Source organism: Lacrimispora sp. (assembly GCF_031982545.1).
Taxonomy (GTDB): domain Bacteria; phylum Bacillota; class Clostridia; order Lachnospirales; family Lachnospiraceae; genus Lacrimispora.
In genome coordinates, this window is sequence record NZ_DALYXB010000001.1 from 151,178 (window position 1) to 172,780 (window position 21,603).

20 protein-coding genes are annotated in these 21,603 nt (G+C 43.7%); all 20 read right to left on the reverse strand.

The features are described 5' to 3' along the window. Positions 1-5 precede the first annotated feature (5 nt). Complete coding sequence (locus ABS301_RS00690) at positions 6-647, reverse strand: vitamin B12 dependent-methionine synthase activation domain-containing protein (protein WP_349670362.1); 642 nt, start codon at positions 645-647, stop codon at positions 6-8. A gap of 71 nt (positions 648-718) precedes the next feature. Continuing rightward, positions 719-1,576 carry a methylenetetrahydrofolate reductase [NAD(P)H] gene (gene metF, locus ABS301_RS00695; RefSeq protein ID WP_170823365.1) on the reverse strand — a complete coding sequence of 286 codons (858 nt, stop codon included), beginning with the start codon at positions 1,574-1,576 and terminating at the stop codon, positions 719-721. 86 nt (positions 1,577-1,662) lie between these two features. Next, positions 1,663-2,532, reverse strand: coding sequence for a protease modulator HflC (gene hflC / locus ABS301_RS00700; protein ID WP_349670363.1), 870 nt, complete (start codon positions 2,530-2,532; stop codon positions 1,663-1,665). Beyond that, positions 2,529-3,506 carry an FtsH protease activity modulator HflK gene (gene hflK, locus ABS301_RS00705; protein ID WP_349670364.1) on the reverse strand — a complete coding sequence of 326 codons (978 nt, stop codon included), beginning with the start codon at positions 3,504-3,506 and terminating at the stop codon, positions 2,529-2,531. Before hflK ends, hflC begins: the two co-directional genes overlap by 4 nt. A 234-nt stretch (positions 3,507-3,740) precedes the next feature. Next, a complete protein-coding gene (locus ABS301_RS00710; protein ID WP_349670365.1) occupies positions 3,741-4,679 on the reverse strand; it encodes a hypothetical protein in 939 nt (312 codons plus the stop codon). Positions 4,680-4,697: 18 nt separating this feature from the next. Then, positions 4,698-5,024, reverse strand: a complete 327-nt coding sequence (locus ABS301_RS00715; protein WP_349670366.1) for a helix-turn-helix domain-containing protein — start codon at positions 5,022-5,024, stop codon at positions 4,698-4,700. Positions 5,025-5,080: 56 nt separating this feature from the next. Further along, positions 5,081-6,397 carry a cell division protein FtsZ gene (gene ftsZ, locus ABS301_RS00720; protein ID WP_349670367.1) on the reverse strand — a complete coding sequence of 439 codons (1,317 nt, stop codon included), beginning with the start codon at positions 6,395-6,397 and terminating at the stop codon, positions 5,081-5,083. Positions 6,398-6,515: 118 nt separating this feature from the next. Further along, a complete protein-coding gene (locus ABS301_RS00725) occupies positions 6,516-7,244 on the reverse strand; it encodes a cell division protein FtsQ/DivIB (RefSeq protein ID WP_349670368.1) in 729 nt (242 codons plus the stop codon). Beyond that, on the reverse strand, positions 7,241-8,491 hold the full coding sequence (gene murA, locus ABS301_RS00730) for a UDP-N-acetylglucosamine 1-carboxyvinyltransferase (protein WP_349670369.1): 1,251 nt from the start codon (positions 8,489-8,491) through the stop codon (positions 7,241-7,243). The genes ABS301_RS00725 and murA overlap by 4 nt, the downstream gene beginning before the upstream one ends. A gap of 68 nt (positions 8,492-8,559) precedes the next feature. After that, complete coding sequence (locus tag ABS301_RS00735) at positions 8,560-9,711, reverse strand: FtsW/RodA/SpoVE family cell cycle protein (protein ID WP_349670370.1); 1,152 nt, start codon at positions 9,709-9,711, stop codon at positions 8,560-8,562. 42 nt (positions 9,712-9,753) lie between these two features. After that, positions 9,754-11,100: a UDP-N-acetylmuramoyl-L-alanine--D-glutamate ligase gene (murD, locus tag ABS301_RS00740; RefSeq protein ID WP_349670371.1), complete on the reverse strand. Its 1,347-nt coding sequence runs from the start codon at positions 11,098-11,100 to the stop codon at positions 9,754-9,756. A 12-nt stretch (positions 11,101-11,112) separates the two neighbouring features. Continuing rightward, positions 11,113-12,081, reverse strand: a complete 969-nt coding sequence (gene mraY / locus ABS301_RS00745) for a phospho-N-acetylmuramoyl-pentapeptide-transferase (RefSeq protein ID WP_349670372.1) — start codon at positions 12,079-12,081, stop codon at positions 11,113-11,115. A gap of 75 nt (positions 12,082-12,156) precedes the next feature. Next, positions 12,157-13,917 carry a peptidoglycan D,D-transpeptidase FtsI family protein gene (locus ABS301_RS00750; protein WP_349670373.1) on the reverse strand — a complete coding sequence of 587 codons (1,761 nt, stop codon included), beginning with the start codon at positions 13,915-13,917 and terminating at the stop codon, positions 12,157-12,159. Positions 13,918-13,990: 73 nt separating this feature from the next. Continuing rightward, positions 13,991-16,246, reverse strand: coding sequence for a peptidoglycan D,D-transpeptidase FtsI family protein (locus tag ABS301_RS00755; protein ID WP_502877922.1), 2,256 nt, complete (start codon positions 16,244-16,246; stop codon positions 13,991-13,993). Further along, a complete protein-coding gene (locus ABS301_RS00760; RefSeq protein ID WP_170823378.1) occupies positions 16,224-16,703 on the reverse strand; it encodes an FtsB/FtsL family cell division protein in 480 nt (159 codons plus the stop codon). The genes ABS301_RS00755 and ABS301_RS00760 overlap by 23 nt, the downstream gene beginning before the upstream one ends. Before the next feature lie 18 nt (positions 16,704-16,721). Continuing rightward, complete coding sequence (gene rsmH / locus ABS301_RS00765; RefSeq protein WP_349670374.1) at positions 16,722-17,660, reverse strand: 16S rRNA (cytosine(1402)-N(4))-methyltransferase RsmH; 939 nt, start codon at positions 17,658-17,660, stop codon at positions 16,722-16,724. Next, the gene (gene mraZ, locus ABS301_RS00770; RefSeq protein ID WP_349670887.1) at positions 17,657-18,082 is read right to left on the reverse strand and encodes a division/cell wall cluster transcriptional repressor MraZ; all 426 of its coding nucleotides are present in this window, start codon (positions 18,080-18,082) and stop codon (positions 17,657-17,659) included. Before mraZ ends, rsmH begins: the two co-directional genes overlap by 4 nt. Before the next feature lie 338 nt (positions 18,083-18,420). After that, positions 18,421-18,561 (reverse strand): cupin domain-containing protein, encoded by a 141-nt coding sequence (locus ABS301_RS25765; protein ID WP_502877923.1) that lies wholly within the window; start codon positions 18,559-18,561, stop codon positions 18,421-18,423. 168 nt (positions 18,562-18,729) lie between these two features. Further along, positions 18,730-20,304 carry a hypothetical protein gene (locus ABS301_RS00775; protein ID WP_349670375.1) on the reverse strand — a complete coding sequence of 525 codons (1,575 nt, stop codon included), beginning with the start codon at positions 20,302-20,304 and terminating at the stop codon, positions 18,730-18,732. Beyond that, complete coding sequence (locus tag ABS301_RS00780; RefSeq protein ID WP_349670376.1) at positions 20,301-21,596, reverse strand: glycoside hydrolase family 125 protein; 1,296 nt, start codon at positions 21,594-21,596, stop codon at positions 20,301-20,303. Before ABS301_RS00780 ends, ABS301_RS00775 begins: the two co-directional genes overlap by 4 nt. Positions 21,597-21,603: the final 7 nt, after the last annotated feature.

A 21,603-nucleotide genomic window follows, 5' to 3' on the forward strand; every position in this document is an offset into this window, starting at 1 on the left:
CTATCTTATCTCCGGTATGCACAGTCCTTTTTCCCACAGGATTCACACCCTTTTATCTCACACCGGTAAGGCTTCTTACTGACTCCCATCACTGCCGTCACGGATTTGGAGGGAGTCATCAGCAGGCTTTCCGTAAGCATAATGCCAATCCGCTTGGGTGTTTCCAACACTGTTGTTATATCTTTTTGACATTCCAGCGAAAAATCACCGTAGCCGGGACTGAATCTGGGTCTTAAATAAAAGCCCCTGGCCTCATATTCCTGTTTCAGTTTGCGATTTTCTTCGTCACAGTATTCTTCAATCACTGCTGCTGCAGCAGCCTGCATAATGACAGCCCTGCTCATCTGCAGTCTGGTGTATTTGTGAAGCAGCACATCCACTCCGGTTCCCAGTGTTGCTGCAAATAACAGAACTTCCTCACAATCCGCCAGATTTTTACTTAAATTCCGGCTTTTTGTACGAAAGACAGTAAAATCAATCTCATTCTCAGGAAGCAGTGTTAACGGAAATGCCCTGTGTATACATTTGGGTGATGCTGCAGCCAGAAGTTCGTCCAATACTTCCTCAACCAATGCACTGATCTGCTCATCGCTTTCCTTATTTCCATATCCTAAATATCTAAGAATCTCCTTCCGGCTGATCTCCATCCTTATCCCTCCGATTTTTCCTGATAAAACAGGTCCGCTCTTTTACAGAAACGGACCTGCTGCTTTACGGATTACAGTATCTGAGAAAGATTTTCCTTGATCTTTAAGGCCACATCAGGCTTATTCATAGAATAAACATGAATGGCATTGACACCGTTTGCAATTAAATCAATGATCTGCTCCGTTGCATAGGCGATTCCTGCCTGCTTCATGGCTGCCGGGTCTTCCCCAAACCGGTCAACGATCGCCTTAAACCGGGTGGGCAGATAGGTTCCGGACAACTGGCAGCTGCGTATGATCTGCCTTACATTGGTTACAGGCATAATTCCTGCAACAACCGGGACTGTAATTCCCTTTTCCCGTATCCGGTATAAGTAATTATATAAGATGTTATTATCGAAAAACATCTGGGTGGTTACAAAATCGCATCCTGCTTCCACCTTCTGCTTTAAGTAATCCATATCAATGGTCTTGTTTGCTGATTCCACATGACCTTCCGGATAACAGGCAGCTCCGATACAGAAATCACCGGTTTCCTTAATTTCCCGGATCAGTTCTGATGCATAATTGTATTCCCGCTTATCCGGGGCATCTGCCGGGATATCACCTCTTAATGCCAGCACGTTCTCTATCCCTGCTTCCTTTAGTTCACCTAACACCTGACGCACCTTTTCTTTGGTTGAAGATACACAGGTCAAATGGGCCAAGGCCGTAACATGATATTCATGATGGAGGGCAGAAGCGATGTCTACGGTATACTTACTTGTTCCTCCGCCTGCGCCGTATGTGACGCTCATAAAGGCAGGTTTCAGTTTTGCTATCTCAGCAGCCGCCTTCTCAACAGAATCATACTTATCCTCTGTCTTAGGCGGAAACACTTCAAAAGATAAGGTCGGCTTTCCCTGGCTCAATATATCTGTAATCTTCATTCTGTCAATCTCCTATCCTCTGCTTCTTTTTATTTTAACACTTTACCATAAAAAACTTTTTCCCGCAACAGGTAGTATTCCAAATTTTACTGACCGGTAAAAATCCTGGCAAGCGGAGAGCCTCCTGGAAGGATTAAAGTATTCCCATTTCCTGCAAGTGACTTTTTAGCTGCTTCCAACGACCGCACAAAGGAATAGAAATCTGATCTTTGAGGATCATGATAAGCTTCCGCCATAATTCTCATATATTCTCCTTCTCCCTCTGATGTGACTGATGCCGCCTTTGCCTGAGCATCAGAAATACTGATTGCTATTTCACGGTCTGTTGTATTTTGTATCTTTTTCGCCTCTGCCTGGCCTTCTGCTGTATATGTGGCAGCTATTTTGGCACGCTCTGAAATCATTCTTTCATACACGGCTGTTTTATTATCTGCCGGAAGATCCAGGCGCTTTGTTTCCACTGCCAGCAGGCGGATTCCATACTGACCCATGTTTTCTCCCACATTATCCATGATCGCCTGAGAAAGCTCCCCATCACGGCTGCTTATGACTTCATTCTGGGCCATACTGCTGATTACATTCTTTACTGAGTTATAAACCACCGTATCAATTCTGCTCTCTGCACCAGAAAGGGAAGAATTCAGTGACTGGGCAAATTTCAGAGGATCTTCAATCCGCCAGAGCACGTAGCTGTCACTGAGCATGGTTTTTTTATCCATGGTAATCACATCGGAAGCCGCAAGATCGTAAATTAAGATCTGCTTTGGCAGGGTATCTGCTGTCTGGATCAATGGTATCTTGTATGAGATGCCTGGGGAATCAATGACTCTCTCCACTCTTCCAAACTGTCTGATCAGCTTAAATTCATTTTCCTTTGTTACCACTACCCCTCCGGAAAGCACTGTTACGGCAACTGCCGCAATCACAATTCCTATGCCTGTTTTTATCTTTTTCATTCCTGATTCTCCTTCTTTTCACTGGCCGCTCCTCCGGTAAAGCTGTCAAGGGGGAGGATGGTACTGGTCTGATCCGTACCGTCAATAATCACTTTCATGTTTGGAAGCACATCTTCCATTGTTTCATAAAACATTCTTTTTTTGGTCACTTCCGGGTTTTTCACATATTCCTCGTACATGGCATTGAACTTTGCTACCTCTGCACTTGCCTCATTAATCCTTTTTGCCTTGGAAGACTCCGCTTCCTGAAGAATCTGATCTGTCTGGGCAGTTGCCTCCGGAAGCTTTTCATTGCGGTACTTATTTGCGTTGTTGATTGCCGTCTCTTTTCCCTGTTTGGCTGTTTCCACTGCCTTAAAGGCTTCCATTACCTCCTTTGTCGGCGGTTCTGAATCCTGTATGGTGACATTGATCACCGTTAGCCCTACATTGTGTTCTGCCAGTTTTGCCGTGATCATTTCCTTTACTTTGGACTGAATTTCATTTTTTCCATTGGTCAGCGCAGAATCCACATCGTAGCTGCCAATGACTGTTCGGATGCTGCTTCTTGATACATTCTGCAGAATGATAAGGGGATCCCTGGAAGCATAGATTGCTTTTACCGGATCTGTGACTTTATACTCCACAAAAAAATCCACATTTACAAAATTATAATCTTTTGTAATCATCAGGGAATCTTCTTCCTTGCTCTCATTGTCACTGGGATCGTAGCCTACAGCAAATCCCTGTATGGTGGTATTCACCTTATGCACATTCTGAACAAAGGGAATCTTAAAATGCAGCCCCGGCTCTGCAACCGTTCTTGGAATCCCTAACGTGGTCACTACCGCCTGTTCCTGCTCCTGCACATTATAGACAGAGCCAAATGCAATCACAGGAACCGCAACAGCGAGTAAAACCGCTATTCCGGATTTCTTTATCACTTTCCGGATTTTTCTTAATTGCTCCGTTCCTTTTGGGTTAACTGTTTCCATCCTTAACTTCCTCTCTTTCTTTTGGGGGGTCTCTCGCAAAAATGGATATAAAAAAAGACCTTTGCCGGTACCTGTCGGTATCAGTAAAAGTCTTGACATTTCATAAGAATGCGGATAAATCTCTTTATCGTTCTGACGCACGCTTATCCAGCCTTTCGGTGGAAGCTACTCCCTTTTGCGATTGAGATTATTATATCAGAATGATTATTATCTGTCAATAGCAGGTTTTAGCGGTTAAGTTTCCTGGTTTATTACAGTCTCAGGATTGTTATAGGATACATAAACCTGTATCCGGTCTTCATAGATATAGATGTTTACATCAAAGATACCTTCCAGGATGTAGGCTCCTTCCCGCTGGTTAATCCTTGCCTGTGCCTGTTCTATAATCGAGTCAACGCTGCTCTGGTCTGTCTCAACCATACACCCTGCTTCTGTATCCAGTAAAAACTGTTTTAAATATACCAGAGTCGCTTCCTGATCCTCCAGATAGGAAACATACCGGTGGAGTTCTCCCGTAGCCGTATCATAGTTAATATCCACGTACTCATAGGATTCCACATCAGAGCCAGTTTCTTCCGCAGCTTTAGGAATTAGATAAACGCTTTCCACCGTCTCATAAAAAGTCAGCGGATCGCCGTCCTGTTTAAACTCATAATTATCCCCATAAGTCTCTTGGGAATTGATGGTGTAGCCATGCTCCTCTTTTTCCATAAACTGGATCACAGACCTGGAAATCTCTCTTCCGTCCGTATCAAAATGATCGAAGCCGCTGCAATGCTCTCCTGCCGCTACTACCTCCGCTTCATTTAAATCCCGATATCCATAGTCATCATATCCCACCGCTGTATCATACTTACTTTCCAAAGAGGTGGCATTCACAGCGCAGCTGATGATCACACTGGCCAGAGTCGTGATCACAATAAACAGAATCACAACAAACAGCAATACATTGGATCGTCCCTTTCCAGGCAATGGAGTATGGACAGTCGGTTGATTTACCGGCATTGCAGCAGTAGGCGGCTGACTTACCGGCATAACTGTCTGGCTTCTCTTCTCATTTAGTAAATAGTCTGTATTCCAGTAAACAGGCTTTTTAACAACACGCCTGCATCTGGGACAGTAATTGATCTCATTCACCGGCAGATCACAAACCGGACAAATCTTTCTCATCATCTTTTGTTTCCCCCTAATTTAACCCAGAACCAAATGAGCCACTGCGATCTCGTCATCCTCCCTGAAGCCCTGTGCGCAAACCTGGATGTCATAAACGTATTTTTCATCCAGACCTGTTAATTCAGCGATTTTTTCAATGCTCATTCCATCTTTTGCAAGTGCCAGAACCTGATGTACATCTTCAATGGTCTTTTTAAGTAGTTCGTCAGACTGGGGGGGAATATTAAGTGAATTCCCCTCTAAATCCTTCTCTGTAATGAAATCCTCCAAAGAAAGCTTTTTCTCACTGTCCTGTTCGGTATAATAATCTTCTGATAATTCCCAGTCTTTATCCTCTTTTAACATAAGGCGCTCCTTTCAAAAAGAGGCAGGTTCATGAGAACCTGCCTGTTATGTATCTATTATCTTTTATTTCTTAAAAAGTCAGGAATATTGATCTGTACTTCTTTGTTCACAGTCGGACGGTAAGGCTGGCCATTCCCCTGTGGTGCATTCTGGGGAGTTCCCTGTCCGTAAGTAGGCTGTTTATTATAATTTGGATTGTTATAATTGGGATTGCTGTAATTTCCGGTATTCTGGTTATTGGGATAAGGCTGTCCGGAATAATTATTGGCATTGTTATAATTCTGGTTAATGTTCTGGTTGTATGAAGGATTAGCTGCAGTTGTAGCCGCTGCTTCCTGACTTGCTGCCTGTGGTGCTGCTTTTGGCTGCTTATAGTTTGGATTGGAGAAGTTGGTCATAACCTTGGCTACCGGTGTTTCATGCTGCATATCAAGTCCGGTTGCAATCACTGTAATGCTTGCTTCATCCTGTGCATTCTCATCGTACATGGCACCAAAAATAATATTGGCATCATCTCCTGCCATCTCCTGAACATAGCTTGCTGCCTCATTGGCTTCAATCAGGCTGATATCTCCGGAAATATTAATGATTACATGAGTTGCCCCTTCAATGGTTGTCTCTAGAAGCGGACTGGAAACTGCCTGTTTCACTGCTTCTAAAGCCTTCTCATCGCCCTTTGCGTGACCGATACCAATATGAGCAATACCCTTGTCAGTCATAACGGTCTGAACATCAGCAAAATCCAGGTTAATCAGTCCTGGTACATTAATTAAATCCGTAATACCCTGAACTGCCTGCTGAAGTACTTCATCTGCTTTCTTTAAAGCATCAGGCATGGTAGTACGCCTGTCCACGATTTCAAGAAGACGGTCGTTAGGGATTACAATCAGTGTATCAACACTTTCTTTTAAACGTTCAATACCGTTCACTGCATTGGACATACGTGTTTTGGCTTCAAAACGGAATGGCTTTGTTACAACACCAACAGTTAAGATTCCCATATCTTTTGCAATCTTAGCCACAACAGGAGCTGCACCAGTTCCTGTTCCGCCTCCCATACCGCAGGTTACGAATACCATATCGGCACCCTTCATGACCTGAGCCAGCTCGTCCGCATTCTCTTGTGCTGCCTTTTCGCCAATTTCAGGTTTTGCTCCTGCACCAAGTCCCTTGGTCAGCTTCTCACCGATCTGCATGGCTGTAGGGGCCTTGCAAAACTGCAATGCCTGCTTGTCCGTATTGATTCCAAAAAATTCCACACCAGCTATATTCTCATCAATCATGCGGTTCACAGCATTGTTCCCGGCACCGCCTACACCGATTACCAGAATTCTAGCAGCGTTATCCGCCTCATTTATTTTAATCTCTAACAAGATTATATCCTCCTTTAACCATATACAGCTTACTGTATAAACCTATTTAATATAATATTTTATTTTGTAAAAAATATCAACCATTTTTTTAACAAAATTCCAGACAAATTATGTAAATTCACTTATCCTTCACAAACCGATAAGAAGTGACAGTTTCCGCCTCGTCATATGTATCCAGATACAGAGTGCCAGCCAGACCGCCTAAAACCGGGAGCTGATCACCCAGTTCTGAGATTTTTCCGTTCATCTGATCATTGCTTCCAAGGTAAACCCTGATGGTCCCCATAACAAGAGTTGCATTCCCGCCGGAATCATAGCGGATCTCATCCACAGGGATTTCATGGGTTGATAAAAGCTGGGTTAGTGTTAAGATCTGGCCAAATACTTTGGAGTCCTCCACGGGGAGGGGCTGGTGCAGAGCGATGTGCCCATACTTAAGCCCCGTAATCCATGGAATTCCTGTCAGTTTTCCGCTGGAACTTTCCACAATAATCCCGTCTTTATCAAAATACATATAGCTGCCCATATAGGAAACATAACCAACCACGGATTTTTCATATACAATCACTTCTATGCTGACTGGGCTTAGGAATACGATTTTGTAATCTTCCACAAAAGGGATCTGTTCGTGTTCCCGAAAACGATCCTTATAAAAACAGGTAATCGCATTCCTATCCCAGCCATCTTTAAATAATAAGTCTATGATCTGATCTGAAGTATATTTCTTGTTGCCGGTTACAGTAATGTTTCTGATCTGCAGTGACAAAAAAGCTGCCGACCCGGCCAGAAGGAATACTGCTATGATTGCAACGATCACTTTTCTTCTGCTTTTTTTGAAGTTTCTCATTCCTTACCTCTGATTGCAGCTCCAAGACTGCTTAAATCCCGGCAAATGTCCTCATACCCCCGTTCGATATGGTGGCATTCAGAAATCTCCGTCACGCCTTCGCCTGCAAGCCCGGCTACCACAAGGGCAGCTCCGCCTCTTAGATCAGGAGCAGTTACACAGTTTCCTTTTAGAGGATACAGTCCGTGTACAATGGCCCGTTTGCCCTCTATGACGATATCTGCCCCCAGTTTCTTAAGCTCATTTGCCGCTCCGAACCTGCCTTCAAAAATCGTTTCCTCCACTCTTCCCCAGCCAGATCCCGATGCCATCACTGCCATCACCTGAGATTGAAGATCGGTTGGAAAACCCGGGTAAGGTTCGGTTACAACGTTCACACAGTCAGGACGGCCTCTCATGGAAACCTCCAGCTGATTTTTATATAGCTTTAATTCAGCTCCCATTTGTTCTGCCAGAGAGAGAGCTGCAGTCAGATGACCCGGACGGATTCCATCCAAAAGCACATTTCCTTCCGCTGCCATCACTGCCGTTAAATAAGTACCTGCCACAATCCGGTCTCCTGCGACAACAAATTCAGAATCGTGTAAACCTGTCACTCCCGTCACAGCAAGTCTGGTGGTTCCGGCCCCGTGAATAATTGCCCCCATGTTGTTTAGGAATTCACAGAGAGAAGTGACCTCCGGTTCTTTTGCTGCTCCATGTATGACAGTGATTCCTTTCGCATAGACAGCTGCCATCAGGGCATTCTCCGTAGCTCCCACACTGGGAAACGGAAAATAAATATCAGCGCCCACAAGTGTCTTCGCAGAAGCACACAGTTTCTCATCCTTTTCCTCTATCACTGCGCCAAGGGTGCGAAATGCAGCCAGATGCAGGTCAATGGGTCTCTGCCCGATGGAGCAGCCTCCGGGAAAGCTGGTAACTGCATCGCCCAGCCTCCCTAACAGGGGACCTGATAATATAATAGAAGAACGCATGCTCTTTATATACTCTTCCGGAATCTCTGCACATTTGATGTCAGAAGCATCAATAGTCAGCGTATTTCCGTCAAGACTGTAAATACACCCGATACGCTCAAGTATCCCCAGCATACAGAACACATCCTGTATCCTGGGGACATTATGAATCACTGTAGTACCTTTATGGAGAACCGCCGCTGCCATAATCGGCAGAACAGCATTTTTGGAACCCTGAATTTTTATCTCACCTTTTAAGGATCGTAACCCCTGGACCTGTATGACTGACAAACCGGTACCTCCCATGGTTTCTTATATACTATCCTATGTTATAAGTGAGAGAATGGTTTCATATCCAGCTATTTTTCCAGTTTAATCTGATTGGAAACACTTAGAACCATGCCCATTTCAGCCATAAGAAACAGGACCGAGGTTCCCCCATAACTGATAAAGGGCAGTGTGATTCCGGTATTAGGTATGGTATTGGTTACAACAGCGATGTTTAGGATAACCTGTATGGCTATGTGTCCCATAACGCCTACCACTAAAAGTGCGCCGAACAGATCCGGTGCATTGTCTGCAATCAGCATGAAACGGTATATCATGAATAGGAAAATAAGAATCACGGATACCGCTCCAAAAAGTCCAAGTTCCTCACAGATTATGGAAAAAATCATATCATTTTGTGCCTCAGGCACAAATCCCATCTTCTGTATGCTCTCTCCTAAGCCTCTTCCTACCAGGCCCCCGGAGCCAATGGCATAAAGTCCCTGCAATACCTGATACCCTCCCGTAGAAGGATAAGCCTCCGGTTCCAGCCAGACAAGGATTCTTCCCAGCTGATAATCATGGAGAATGTTTAACTTCTCAAGAACCGTGGCAATGGGACCGGCAAACGCCAAAAATCCTACTCCTGCAAATCCGCAGGCAAAAAACGGCCATTTCTTTTTACACGCCACAAACAGCATGACAAATGCAATTCCCACAATGATGATACCGGAGCTTAAGTTGTTGGCAGCAACAATTCCTGCAATCGGCAGGGTTGTTACAATGATCAGCGCCACGCCATTTTTCGTGTTGATGTTTTTGCCCATCTGTACAATCATGACAGCCAGCATAACAATGAGAGCTATTTTTACAAACTCCGTAGGCTGAAACGTCAGGCTTCCTACTCCCAGCCATCTTCGCTTTCCGTTAAACTTTTTACCAAACAGAGAGACAGCGATCATCAGAATATAAGAAAGCACATAGGCAAACACCGCAAATTTCCCATACCAGTGGTAATCCATCTTCGAAATAATGATCATCAGGATAAATCCGCCCAAAGCGATCTTTGCCTGCTTCATCATAAAAAATGAGGCATTGCCAAACTTTAACTGAGCGGCATAAGAGCTGGAGCTATATATCATAATCAAACCGAAAACAGACAGAAATATTACCGTGAACAGCAGACTGTAGTCATAAAAACGGCGCGGCCTGTTTTTTTTCACTACTGGCCTTTTTTCCGCCATACCATTCCTCCTCGCCATTCAAATTACAATGCCCGTTCCTGATTAAAGACTGCGGACACATTCTTTAAAAATCTCTCCCCGCTCTTCGTAGCATTGAAACATTCCCCAGCTTGCGCATGCAGGTGAGAGCAGTACGTAATCTCCTTTGTTTGCATAGGAGGCACAGACTTTTACTGCTTCCTGCATATCCTCCGCATACATCACGTTGGTAAAGCCGTGTCTTGCCGCGCATTCCGCGATTTTCTCCCTGGTCTGGCCAAGAAGCACCATATGTTTCACTTTTCCGTCAAAGGATTCAATCCACTCATCGTATTCGGAATTTTTGTCATATCCGCCTGCGATTAAAATGGTGGGGCCTGGCATGGCTTTCACTGCCTGGATTGCCGCATCGGGATTGGTCCCCTTGGAATCATTGTAATACTTCACTCCTGCTTTCTCAGCTACAAACTCAATTCTGTGTTCCACTGCCTGAAACTCACAGACAGCCTTTTTAATTACTTCTGTTGGAACATTCAGTTCGGAAGCTATGGCAATGGCAGCCATCACATTCTCATGGTTATGGCGCCCCAGAAGATTTAATTCGTTAATGTTTACAATTTCTTCCCGATTTCCCCTGTGATTGCGTATAATCACATCTCCATTAATACAATAGCCCTCATTAAGAAAATTCCTGCTGCTGAAATAGATGGCTCGGGGTTTCATCGACTCTCCGAACTCCCGTAACACAAGGTCATCATAGTTTAAAACACAGCAATCCTTCTCTGTCTGGTTAACAGTGATGCTTTCTTTCACTTTTATGTAGCATTCCATGGTTTTATGACGGTTTAAATGATCCGGCGTTATGTTTAAAATCGCGCTGACATCCGGGTGGAAATCAGTAATGGTTTCTAACTGAAAGCTGCTGACCTCTGCTACCGTAACGGAATCTTCCGTGGTTTTCAGTGCCTCCTGGGTGTAAGGAATTCCAATATTTCCCACCACATAGACATGCTCATAAAATGTTTTCATGATCTCGCCTGTCAATGCCGTGGTAGTGGTCTTTCCGTTGGTTCCCGTAATGGCAGCCAGCCTCCCTTTTGCATGATGATATGCCAGCTGAATCTCACTCCAGACAGGAATGTTCTCTTCCTTTAAAACAGATACAAACGGTGCATCAAGTCCGATGCCCGGGCTGATTACACAAATAGAAATATCTTTTAAATCTTCTTTTTTCAGTTCTCCAAGAATCACGGAGATTTTTTCTGTTTCACCGAACTGGCTTAACAGCTCATCCTTTTTTAAAGCATCATTGCTGTCATATAAAACAGCTTCATCTCCGGTTTTTAAAATCATCCTGGAGGCGGCGATCCCACTTTTTCCACTTCCTGCAACTAAAATTTTCTGACTCATATGGTTTCTCTCCTATAATCCAATGTATGCAAGCAGACAAAGAACCGTTGTTACAATGGCAAATACAGCCACCACACGTGTTTCTGACCAGCCACAAAGCTCGAAATGGTGATGGATTGGAGCCATCTTAAAAAATCTCTTGCCGCCTGTTTTTTTAAAGTATGCGATCTGGATGATATCAGATAAAACCTCCAGTAAATAAATAAATCCTATAATTGCTATAAAAATCGGAATCTGCATCATAAATGCACTGGAAGCAACAAAACCCCCAAGTGCAAGGGATCCTGTATCCCCCATAAAAACTCTTGCCGGATAAACATTGAAAAGCAAAAATCCTAAAAGACTTCCGACCACCGCTCCTGTAATTGGACTGATCCCAGCCTTCTCACCAATGGCTACTACAGTCAGGAATGTTGCAACCAAAATGGTTACACTGGTACATAATCCGTCTAATCCATCGGTAAAATTGACACCATTATCAGTTCCGATTACAATGAAAAACACAGCAGGGACAAAGAATATACCCAGATTTAAATACAGGCCCTTATCAAATCCGCCAGTAAAAGGAATCAGCATGCCGGTACCTACATCTTTTGAATGAATCAGATAATATGCAAAAATTCCTGTTATAATTAACTGCCCTATTATTTTCTGAAAAGGTTTAAGACCTTCGGAACGCTTCATCACAATCTTGATATAATCATCAAGAAATCCAACAATACCAAATCCGACTGTCATGAACAGCACAGGAAGGATCTTCGGATAATCCCTGATATAAAACAAGGATGTGACAATAACACTGGTCAGGATAATCAATCCCCCCATAGTCGGAGTTCCCTGTTTTTTTAGATGACTCTCAGGTCCTTCTCTTCGGACCTCCTGGCCAAATTTCAGTCTGTGGAGAAATGGTATTACAATGGGGCATAGCATAGCGCTAATTGCAAAAGCTATGATAATTGCCAGAATCGTTTCGTTTATCATGTCACACCTCAATATTTTATGTATTTGTATGTCAAAAGTACACAGTTAGTAGTATACGTCTTTTTGCCTGAATAATCAACCACTGATTCGAAACGTAGAAACAGTTTTTTCCTCTTCTGGCTCTATTCCCAGATAAGGAAAAATGTTCTTAAAAATATCAGCAATCACTGGTGCGGCAATGGTTCCGCCATAGTAAATACCCTGTGGTTCATCAATGGTAATAAGGGCAATTACTTTTGGATTATCGGCGGGAGCGAATCCGACAAAGGATGAAATATACTTTTTTAAACTTCGCGGAAGTTTTTCAGAGGTTGCAGTTTTTCCTCCGATCCGGTATCCTTCAATCTTTGCTTTTTTCCCGCTTCCCTCGGAAACAACCTGCTCTAAAATATAACGCATGGTTTCACTGGTTTCTTTTGATACAATCCCCTCCTTTACCGGGTAGTTAAACGTATGCACGGATTTTCCGTCCGAACTTACTGTACTCACGCCAAAATGAGGAGTAATGCGGTTTCCCCCGTTTACAATAGAAGAAGCCGTCGTAATTAACTGCATGGGGGTGATCTGAAATGACTGTCCAAAGGATACGGTTGCCAGCTCTACCAGTCCCATATCTTCTTTTTTATGCATGATGGTGGAAGCCTCGCCAGGCAGATCAATTCCGGTTTTTCCTTTCAGACCAAACTGTTCAAAATACTTGTAGTAATTATCTACTCCAAGCCTCTGCCCCACATCGATGAGTACAGGGTTACAGGAATTCATCATGCCCTGAAGGAATGTTTCTGATCCATGACCGCCCACTTTATGGCATCTGATTTTTCTGTCCTCTACCACCCGGAATCCGGGACAGGAAAACTGATCCGTAAGCTTTACAACTCCAGCCTCCAGTCCAGCTGCAGCTGTTACAATCTTAAAAGTAGATCCTGGCTCGTAAGTGTCGTTGATGCAGGGATTTCTCCACATCTTATTTAACAGATCCTGCTTTTCTTTCTCATTTGCAGGAACTTCTGTTGTGGTATTTAGTGTAAACGGATCATTTAAATTAAATTCAGGTGCATTTACCATTGCCATAATTTCCCCGTTTTGAGGATTCATTATAATGATGGACACTCGCTTTGCACCTTTTTTCTCCATTACCTGGTAGGCCGCCTGCTCACAGTAGCGCTGAATATTTACATCCAGACTGATATGCAGATCCTGTCCTGCAATTGGTTCTATCCGGTCTTCTGCCTCATTTTCAATTTCAATTCCTGCTGCGTCTGACATGGTTAAAATCTTACCGTTCAGTCCTTTTAAGTACTGCTCGTATTTCACCTCCAGGCCAATAATTCCCTGGTTGTCTCCTCCTGTAAATCCAAGTACGGTGGATGCAAGGGTATCGTAAGGGTAATACCGTTTGTAATCTTCATCTACCTTGACTCCTGCCAGATGATAGGACCTTATCTGATCTCCCATAGCCTTGTCTACATTCGTTTTAATAATTTCCCTGGAACTGTACTTTTCCACTTTCTTGCGGATCTCTGCTTCATTCAGCCCTAACTCCTTAGACAGAACCGCAACCACCTCATCCGGCTTTTTTACCTGATTGTGGATGACCGATATGGTGCAGACGGTGCGGTTTGTAGCGATAACAGTCCCACTGGCGTCAATAATATTGCCTCTTGCCGCTTTAATGGTCCTCTCTCTCTCATGAAGATCGGAGGCCATGGCGCTGTAGTGATCAGAGCGAAAGATCATTAGAAAAATAAGCCGTCCCATTAATCCTGTCATGGCAAGAAACAACAGGAAAAACAGGAGGGCTATTTTCTCTCTGTGATGTGTTTTATTCGAATTCATAAGCTGCTCCATCGTCATCATTGTTACAGTATATGAAATTCGGCTTTTTTTATGAGTCAGTTTGCCTTAAAGTTTATTCTGAAGCCTGGGTTTCCACCCCTTCTGTTGTATCCTGAGAGGCTCCGCCGGTATCTCCCGGAAGGGCTGCCGGTAAATCCGTGCCTTCGCCTTCCTGCCGGTTAACATATTCTTCAGTGGGATTCAGTAATTCATCCGGAACCTTTTCTCCATTTTCCATGGTTGGTGCTTCTTTGGAAGACTCCTGTTCCGTCGTCTCTGCTCCAGCCTCTCCACTTTCAGAAGATGGCTGTGTCTCAGTAGTAATGCCCTCCTGCTGGGGAAGGGTAGCTGCATCTTCGGAAGAAAGTGACCCTTGAGTCTCTGTATCTGGGAATACATTTAAATAAGGAAGAATCTCCGCCATAATTTTTTCAAAAATCTGGCTGGCATATGTGCTGTGAGGCTGATCCTCAACATGAGGTTCGTCAACAACCACATAAACCAGTACCTGTGGATTATCGGATGGCGCATATCCGCAGAAGGATACTACATAGTTTGTTTTATCTCTTGGAATCTTCTCTGCTGTACCAGTTTTTCCGGCAACCTTATATCCGGCAATTCTGGCAGCGCCGCCTGTTCCTCCCTCAGCATTGACTGTCTTAAATAAAGCTTCATTAATAAACTTTGTGGTAGACTCAGAAACAGTCTCACGCACCAGTACCGGGTCGACTTTTTTCATCACAGATCCCTGTTCATTTAAGATCTGTTTTACCACATGGGGTTCGTAATAGGATCCCCCGTTTATAACGGAACAGTAAGCTGCTGCCATCTGGATCATGGTACAGTTAAAGTTCTGTCCGAAGGCATTGGTTGCAAGATCGGTAGGTCCTGCGGTATCAGCCGTATACATAACGGTTTTATTATCCGCTTCTCCTGGCAGATCGATACCGGTCTTTGAACCGAATCCAAAGATCTGCTGGTATTTATAGAATTTCTCTTTTCCCATCTGCTGGGCAATCCGCATCATAACCACGTTACAGGACTTCATAAGACCTTCTTCTACAGTAATGAGTCCGTGTCCGTATCTGCTGACACAGTTAATCTTATGTCCGCCTACTTCCAGAAACTTATTGCATTCATAAGTTTCTTTTCCTGTTATGGCGCCTTCCTCTAATGCTGCAGAGACCGTAAATATTTTTTCTGTAGATCCTGGCTCATAGCCGTCACTGATGCAGAAATTACGCCAGGTCTGATTCCACGCTACCTGAGTGCCAAGAGATATGATCTGTTCATCGGAATAGTGCTGAGATACTGTCTCCGGTGTGAGAGGCTGGGCATCCTTATTCTTCCTTTTATAATCATCCATGGCTTCCTTTATCCCCAGCTGTCTGAGTACATCTGCAGTAAACTCAGGGCGCAGATCACGGGGGTTATTTAAATCAAAGGTCTTGTCATCTGACATGGCAAGAACTTCCCCGTTATTGGGATCCATTACAACCACACCTACCCGCTTGCTTCCGGTCTGCGCTTCCCACTCAGCGATGTATTTTTCCACTATCTTTTGTACATTAACATCTACAGTAGATACAACTGTATTACCGTTTGAAGCCGGTTTTATTACCCTCTCTAAATTGGAATCATCATTTAAATAGCCGTATTCTCTTCCGTTGACTCCCATGAGAGTGGTATTGTAATACTGTTCGATTCCTCCGGTTCCATCCATACCGTCCCCGTTGGCGAAACCGACCAGCTTGCTTGCAAGAGAATTGTAGGGGTATACACGCTTATACTCATCTTCAAACCAGATTCCCTTTATGGCTTTTCTGGTTTTTTTCAATTCCTCTGCTTTTTCCGTTTTGTACTTCTCATATTTATCCTTGTCATCATAAGTCAGCTGCTTCGCATAGCGGACATACTGCTTGTCCTTTTTCTCCTGAATGAGATTGGTGATTTCAGTTTTGTCATATCCAAAGCATTCCGTCAATGCATTGATGGTTGGTTCCAGATAGGCCTCCGGGTCACTCATGATCTGCTTTGGATCAAGGATTAAGTTATATACTTTCTCACTGGTGGCCAGATAGGTGCCGTTTCGATCCAGTACGTCCCCCCTCTTAAAAGGAATGACTCTGCTGTCATACTCCTGCTGGGACAGTACAATCTGGTTATAATCTTCTTTTTTCTTCGTCATCATGTTATAAAGAACCATAACCAATGCAAACAAAGCCAGCGTTATCACCAAAACCGTAATCGCCAGCTTTTCCTGCATATAACGAGGAAATACTTTATTTCTTTTGCTCCTGTTTTTATTATTGTTTCGGAATGTCCTCATTCTGCCTTACATACTCACTTTCCGTTTTATCATAGTGAAGGATCTGATCTTTGTTAGCATAGACCATACCTAGTTCCTCAGTGGCAACTTTATACACATGATCAAGATCAACGGAAGTGTTAATGCTCATTTCCAATGCATCGTTTTCGGTTTTCAGTTTCTCCAGCTGTACTTCCCGGGTTTCAATTTCATGAATGCTGGTTGTAATTGAGGACTGTAAATGCAAATAATTCACACACAAACAAAGGGTAATGACTGCAGCAATCGTCAGCATAATTACATAAGGCAAATCCATCTGTAATGCTTTCTCGCGGTTCCGTCTTACATGATGGGGCACGGGACGGCGAATTTCATCCGGTGTAGAAACCGGTCTGCTGACCGGCATGGTTTTACGAACCGTATTCCCCTGCACATAGGCAGAGTTCCGATAGGAATGCACATTTCTTCTTGCAGCCACTCTTATTTTCCTCCCTTTTTAGATTCGTTCAAACACACGAAGCTTTGAACTCTTTGAGCGTTTGTTTTCTGATAATTCTTCTTCTGACGGTAAAATGGGCTTTCTTGTGATGACTTTACCCATACTTTTTCTTCCGCATACGCAGACCGGAAAGTTAGGCGGGCAGATACATGGATCTTCATTATCCCTGAATCTGGTCTTTACAATTCGGTCTTCCAGTGAGTGGAAGGTAATGATGGAAAGCCTTCCTCCGGGATTTAAAAGCCCAATCATGGTATCAAGAGAGTTTTTCAACACATCCAGCTCGTGATTGAGTTCAATTCTGATTGCCTGAAAGGTCCGCTTAGAAGGGTGGCCCCCTACCGCTCTTATCTTTGCAGGAATTGCGTTTTTAATGATCTCTGACAATTCTCCCGTTGTTTCAATTGGCTTCACAGCCCTGGCTCTTACAATATGTTTTGCAATATTCTTTGCAAATTTATCTTCTCCATAATCCCGTATAATCCGATATAAATCAAATTCGCTGTACTGATTGATAATATCGGCAGCTGTCTGCGGATTTCTCTGGTCCATTCTCATATCAAGAGGAGCGTCCTCTTCCCGGTAGGTAAATCCCCTCTCCGGCATGTCCAGCTGATAGGAGGAAACTCCAAGATCCAGATAAATTCCGTCCACTTTATCAATTCCAAGTTCTGTTAAAACCCCATGTATATTTTCGTAATTGCTTCTGACCACAGTTACCTTATCTTTATATTCTTTCAGCCGCTCAGTTGCTGCAGCAATGGCATCCGCATCCTGGTCAATTCCGATTAATCTTCCGTGTTCCCCCAGGCGTCTGCATACTTCTAAAGCATGTCCTCCGCCTCCTAAGGTTCCATCAACATAAATGCCATCTGGTTTTATATTCAGGCTGTTGATGGTTTCATAAAGCAGCACCGATTTGTGTTCAAACATCATATACCTAGTCCTTCCATAGCTTCCGCGATTTCTTCCATATCATCATAGGTATTGGCTGCCAGCCATGCATCCTTGCTCCAGATCTCAATCCTGCTTCCAACTCCTACTAATACTGCGTCTTTATCGATTCCGGCGTGTTCTCTTAATACCGCCGGAAGCAGAATTCTTCCCTGCTTGTCCACTTCACAGGAACTGGCTCCTGCCAGAAAAAATCTGGAAAACTTTCTGGCATTGGTGTTAGTCAGCGGCAGGCTTTTTAATTTTTCTTCCAGGGCTCTCCACTCATCATTGTCATACACAAATAAACAGCCGTCCAAGCCCTTCGTCACGACGAATTCTTCTCCTAGCTGCTCTCTGAATTTGGATGGGACAATAAGACGTCCCTTCGCATCGACCGTATGATTGTATTCGCCCATGAACATACTAATCACCTGCTTGTACTTCGGTTTGGGAAAATCAGACCACTTTTCCTCCATTTCCTACCACTTCGTACCACTTTCCACCACTTGTACTCTAATTCTAGTACATTTGATTCAAAAACGCAAGGATATTTTCGAATTAATTTCAATTTAATTTGGCTTATTTACTAGGGTTTACGGACATTTTCCATAAAATTCCATAAATCGACAAAAATGGCAATCACACCACACACTGCTGTTTTGCAGAGTTTGGGTGATTACCATTTTTAATTACAAACTGTTTTTATGCCGTTTTTGCTACGTTTTACCGTAACTTTTTTCAAAACTTAAAATGGGTAAACTTAATCCGGATAATAAATAACCATATCAAGCTTACACATTGCCCCTCCTGTGTTTTCATAGCTATGGGGTTCATCAGCTTTGAAACGTATTGCTTTTCTTTCATTGACAACAAAACTTTTTCCGCCTATAGTGACTGTCACTTCACCGCTAAATGCGGTCAGAAATTATTGTGTACCTCGTAAATGAGGCTCTGTTGATAAATACCCATTCGTTTGAAATTCCACAGAATAAATCCATTAGAGGGCTCTTTATGGGTAACAGACCTGAATGTAAGCGAAAGAAACCTGTCACATTACTGTGACGGCTGGCTATAGCAAAAGATTATGATGCCACTGCCTGATGGTAACCGTATGATTGATAAAATGAAAAACAAACCGAACTACAGTATTATCATTTAATACCGAAATAAAGCCTTTATTAGATGACCCACTTCTGGGATAAGTATCGTGGCTGTATGTTGCCGACAATGTTCCATAGGTAGAAACCGCATAATCATATTCTCCCGCAAAGGGAATCACAACGCTGAGTGCATAGGTGTTATTTCCTATATAATACATCCGGGTGACTTCGCTGTTAGAATCATTTTTTACCGCCCCCACATATGGCTGGAAACTGCCGTAAACGACCACCCTCTCCGGAAGTTTCATTCCGGTTTCCTCATCGTAAACATTTTTTGCACCATAATCAGAAGAATTTTCCGGGTTCGTTTCCACCTTTCTCAAGACTTCCTCCGATTCCCATATCCTTTTTATGGTCTCCTCCTGGCTAAATCCCATGGGACAGTCCGGACTTTTCTGATTGATCTGATAATAATCCTGCACGTCCATCTGGCCGTTGTCGCCCCGTTTCATGGAGACGGCGGCTGCATCTAAGGAACGGCGGAAGGGTATTTCAAAAAAAGCGTGATTAACAGCAGACCATAAAGCAGTATATTCCAGAAATTCACCCTGAGCTTCCGGGGATTGGTTGGCAAACCAGCCAATCTGATCATATCCCCACCAGTCGCTCCATGCCCGTTGCTCTTTTGTCACACTGGCAAAGTCATTTATCACCTTTCCTCCCCAGTTATCATACTCCATGAGATATGGCATGGAACTCAATTCAAATCCATTTGGATTGAATCCGCCTTCACTAAACCCTTCCTTCACCAGTACCAGTCTGTCCCCCTCCCGGTCTGTCACCGGATATCTGGTGTAGGGCATAGCGTGATAATCCAGCAGTAGTTTCCCTCTTATGCTGATGCCATGGCTGTGTGCATCCAGTAACACCAGGTGTCTCCTGGCATTTTTTCTGGCATAGGCCCGGATCATTTCCATTAATTCACCCATTTTCACCATTCCGCGGTCATCTGCTGTGTATAAATGAATCTGACCCATGTGAAGCGCTTCATAGCCCGCGTCAATATACCGTACTGCACGGTAATAAAACCACAGTCTCGTCTCCAGCTGGGTAATATCCGGAAGCGCACCATCTTCTTCCCACCAGAACCCCTGCGGGGCCTTTGGAAAACGCATCCGTTGGAAAGAAAAGCATCTGTTTTCAGGTTCCAATCCAAATGCTTCAAAAACATAGGCTGGGATGGGAATTGTTTCTAAAGGTCTGTATACTGCCTCAAAAATGCAGGCCTGCAGAATGATCTCCGGATCAGTTTCATGAACCTTTTCCCCCAGTTCCCCTGACTTTGTAAAATGATCCTCTTCATCTGAATCCGGGTACCAGTAACCAGATGCCCTGCCAAGAAACTTAATACCCAGATTTTTAATGGCTCTTAAATCATCACTCAGTGTTTTGGTATGAATTAAAAAGGCTGCCGATGCTGCTCTGGAAAGATAGTTTTTAAGTACTTCCAGTTCAATCACCGTATCAAAGGTGTAGTTCTTCATAATTCCACCCCGTAGCTCTTCATCACGAACAGCGCAAAAAGTGAATCGGCCCACGCAAACCAGTCTCTGGTATATTCAGCCGGATTGTCGCAAAAGAAGCTTTCATGCATGACTCTGGTTCCACCGCGGGTATTTAAAATGTCGGACAGGAGTGTTTCTCTTTTTATGGGATCCTTCTCAGTCAGACCTTCCATAATTAATGCGATATGCCAGATATAGCGGTCCGGCGTATGAGGACTTCCCACTCCCTGTCCATATGCTCCTTTAAAATAGTACGGATTCCTGCTGCTTAACAGAAATCTTCTTGTATTCTCATAGATCTCACTTTCTTCTGTTTCATACTTTAGCCACGGAATGGAGAGAAGGCTGGGAACATTCGCATCATCCATCAGGTTGTAATTTCCATACCCGTCTGTCTCATATACGTAAATATCCCCGTATTCAGGGTCTTTGACAATACCAAACTTGCGGATTCCCTCTTCTATTTCATTTCTAAGCCCACGGGCAGAATCTCCAAGGTCTGAATCCTGATAAATATTTATGGAATACTCCTCTATATGTTTTAGTACCACTGAAGCAAACATATTAGAAGGAATTAAATAACCATAAGTGCATGCGTCATCACTGGGGCGAAAGCCGGACCAGGTCATACCTGTATATGACGCAGGTGTACCTTTTCCGCCTTCCGGGAGTGTATCCGAAGGCGGGCAGTTTCTTCGTTCAAAGCGGTACGTGGAGTCTTTGTCATGGTTCTGTTCTCTTTTCCATAAGGAAACAATCTGCAAAAGCCCCTGCTTCACCTCATTTGAAAAAATCTCCTGATCTCCAGTCATCTCAAAATACTCATGAAGCAGCCATACCGGATAACAGAGGGAATCCACTTCGTATTTTCTTTCCCAATTCCAGGGTGTGGAGTCGGTAATATCCTCATCCCAGCAGTTCCCGTTTGCTTCCTCATTAAACGCATTGGCATATGGATCGATGAGAATATAACGGAACTGCCTTTTAATCAGCCCCCGTACCAGTTCTGCCAAAATGGGGTATTTCTTCAAAAACGGCAGATAATGAATCACCTGAGCGGAAGAATCCCGAAGCCACATTGCATGGATGTCTCCGGTAATTACAAACACTTCTCCGTTTTCCAGAAATCGGACTGTTGTCCTGGCTGTAGTCTGAAAACATTTTTCGAAAGTCTGAAGTAAATCCTGATTTAAAGGCAGCTTATTTTTAATAGTTTCGGCAATTTCTTCCACCGCCTGATTTAATAATATCTGTTTTTCTTCCAGCTTCATACTGCCT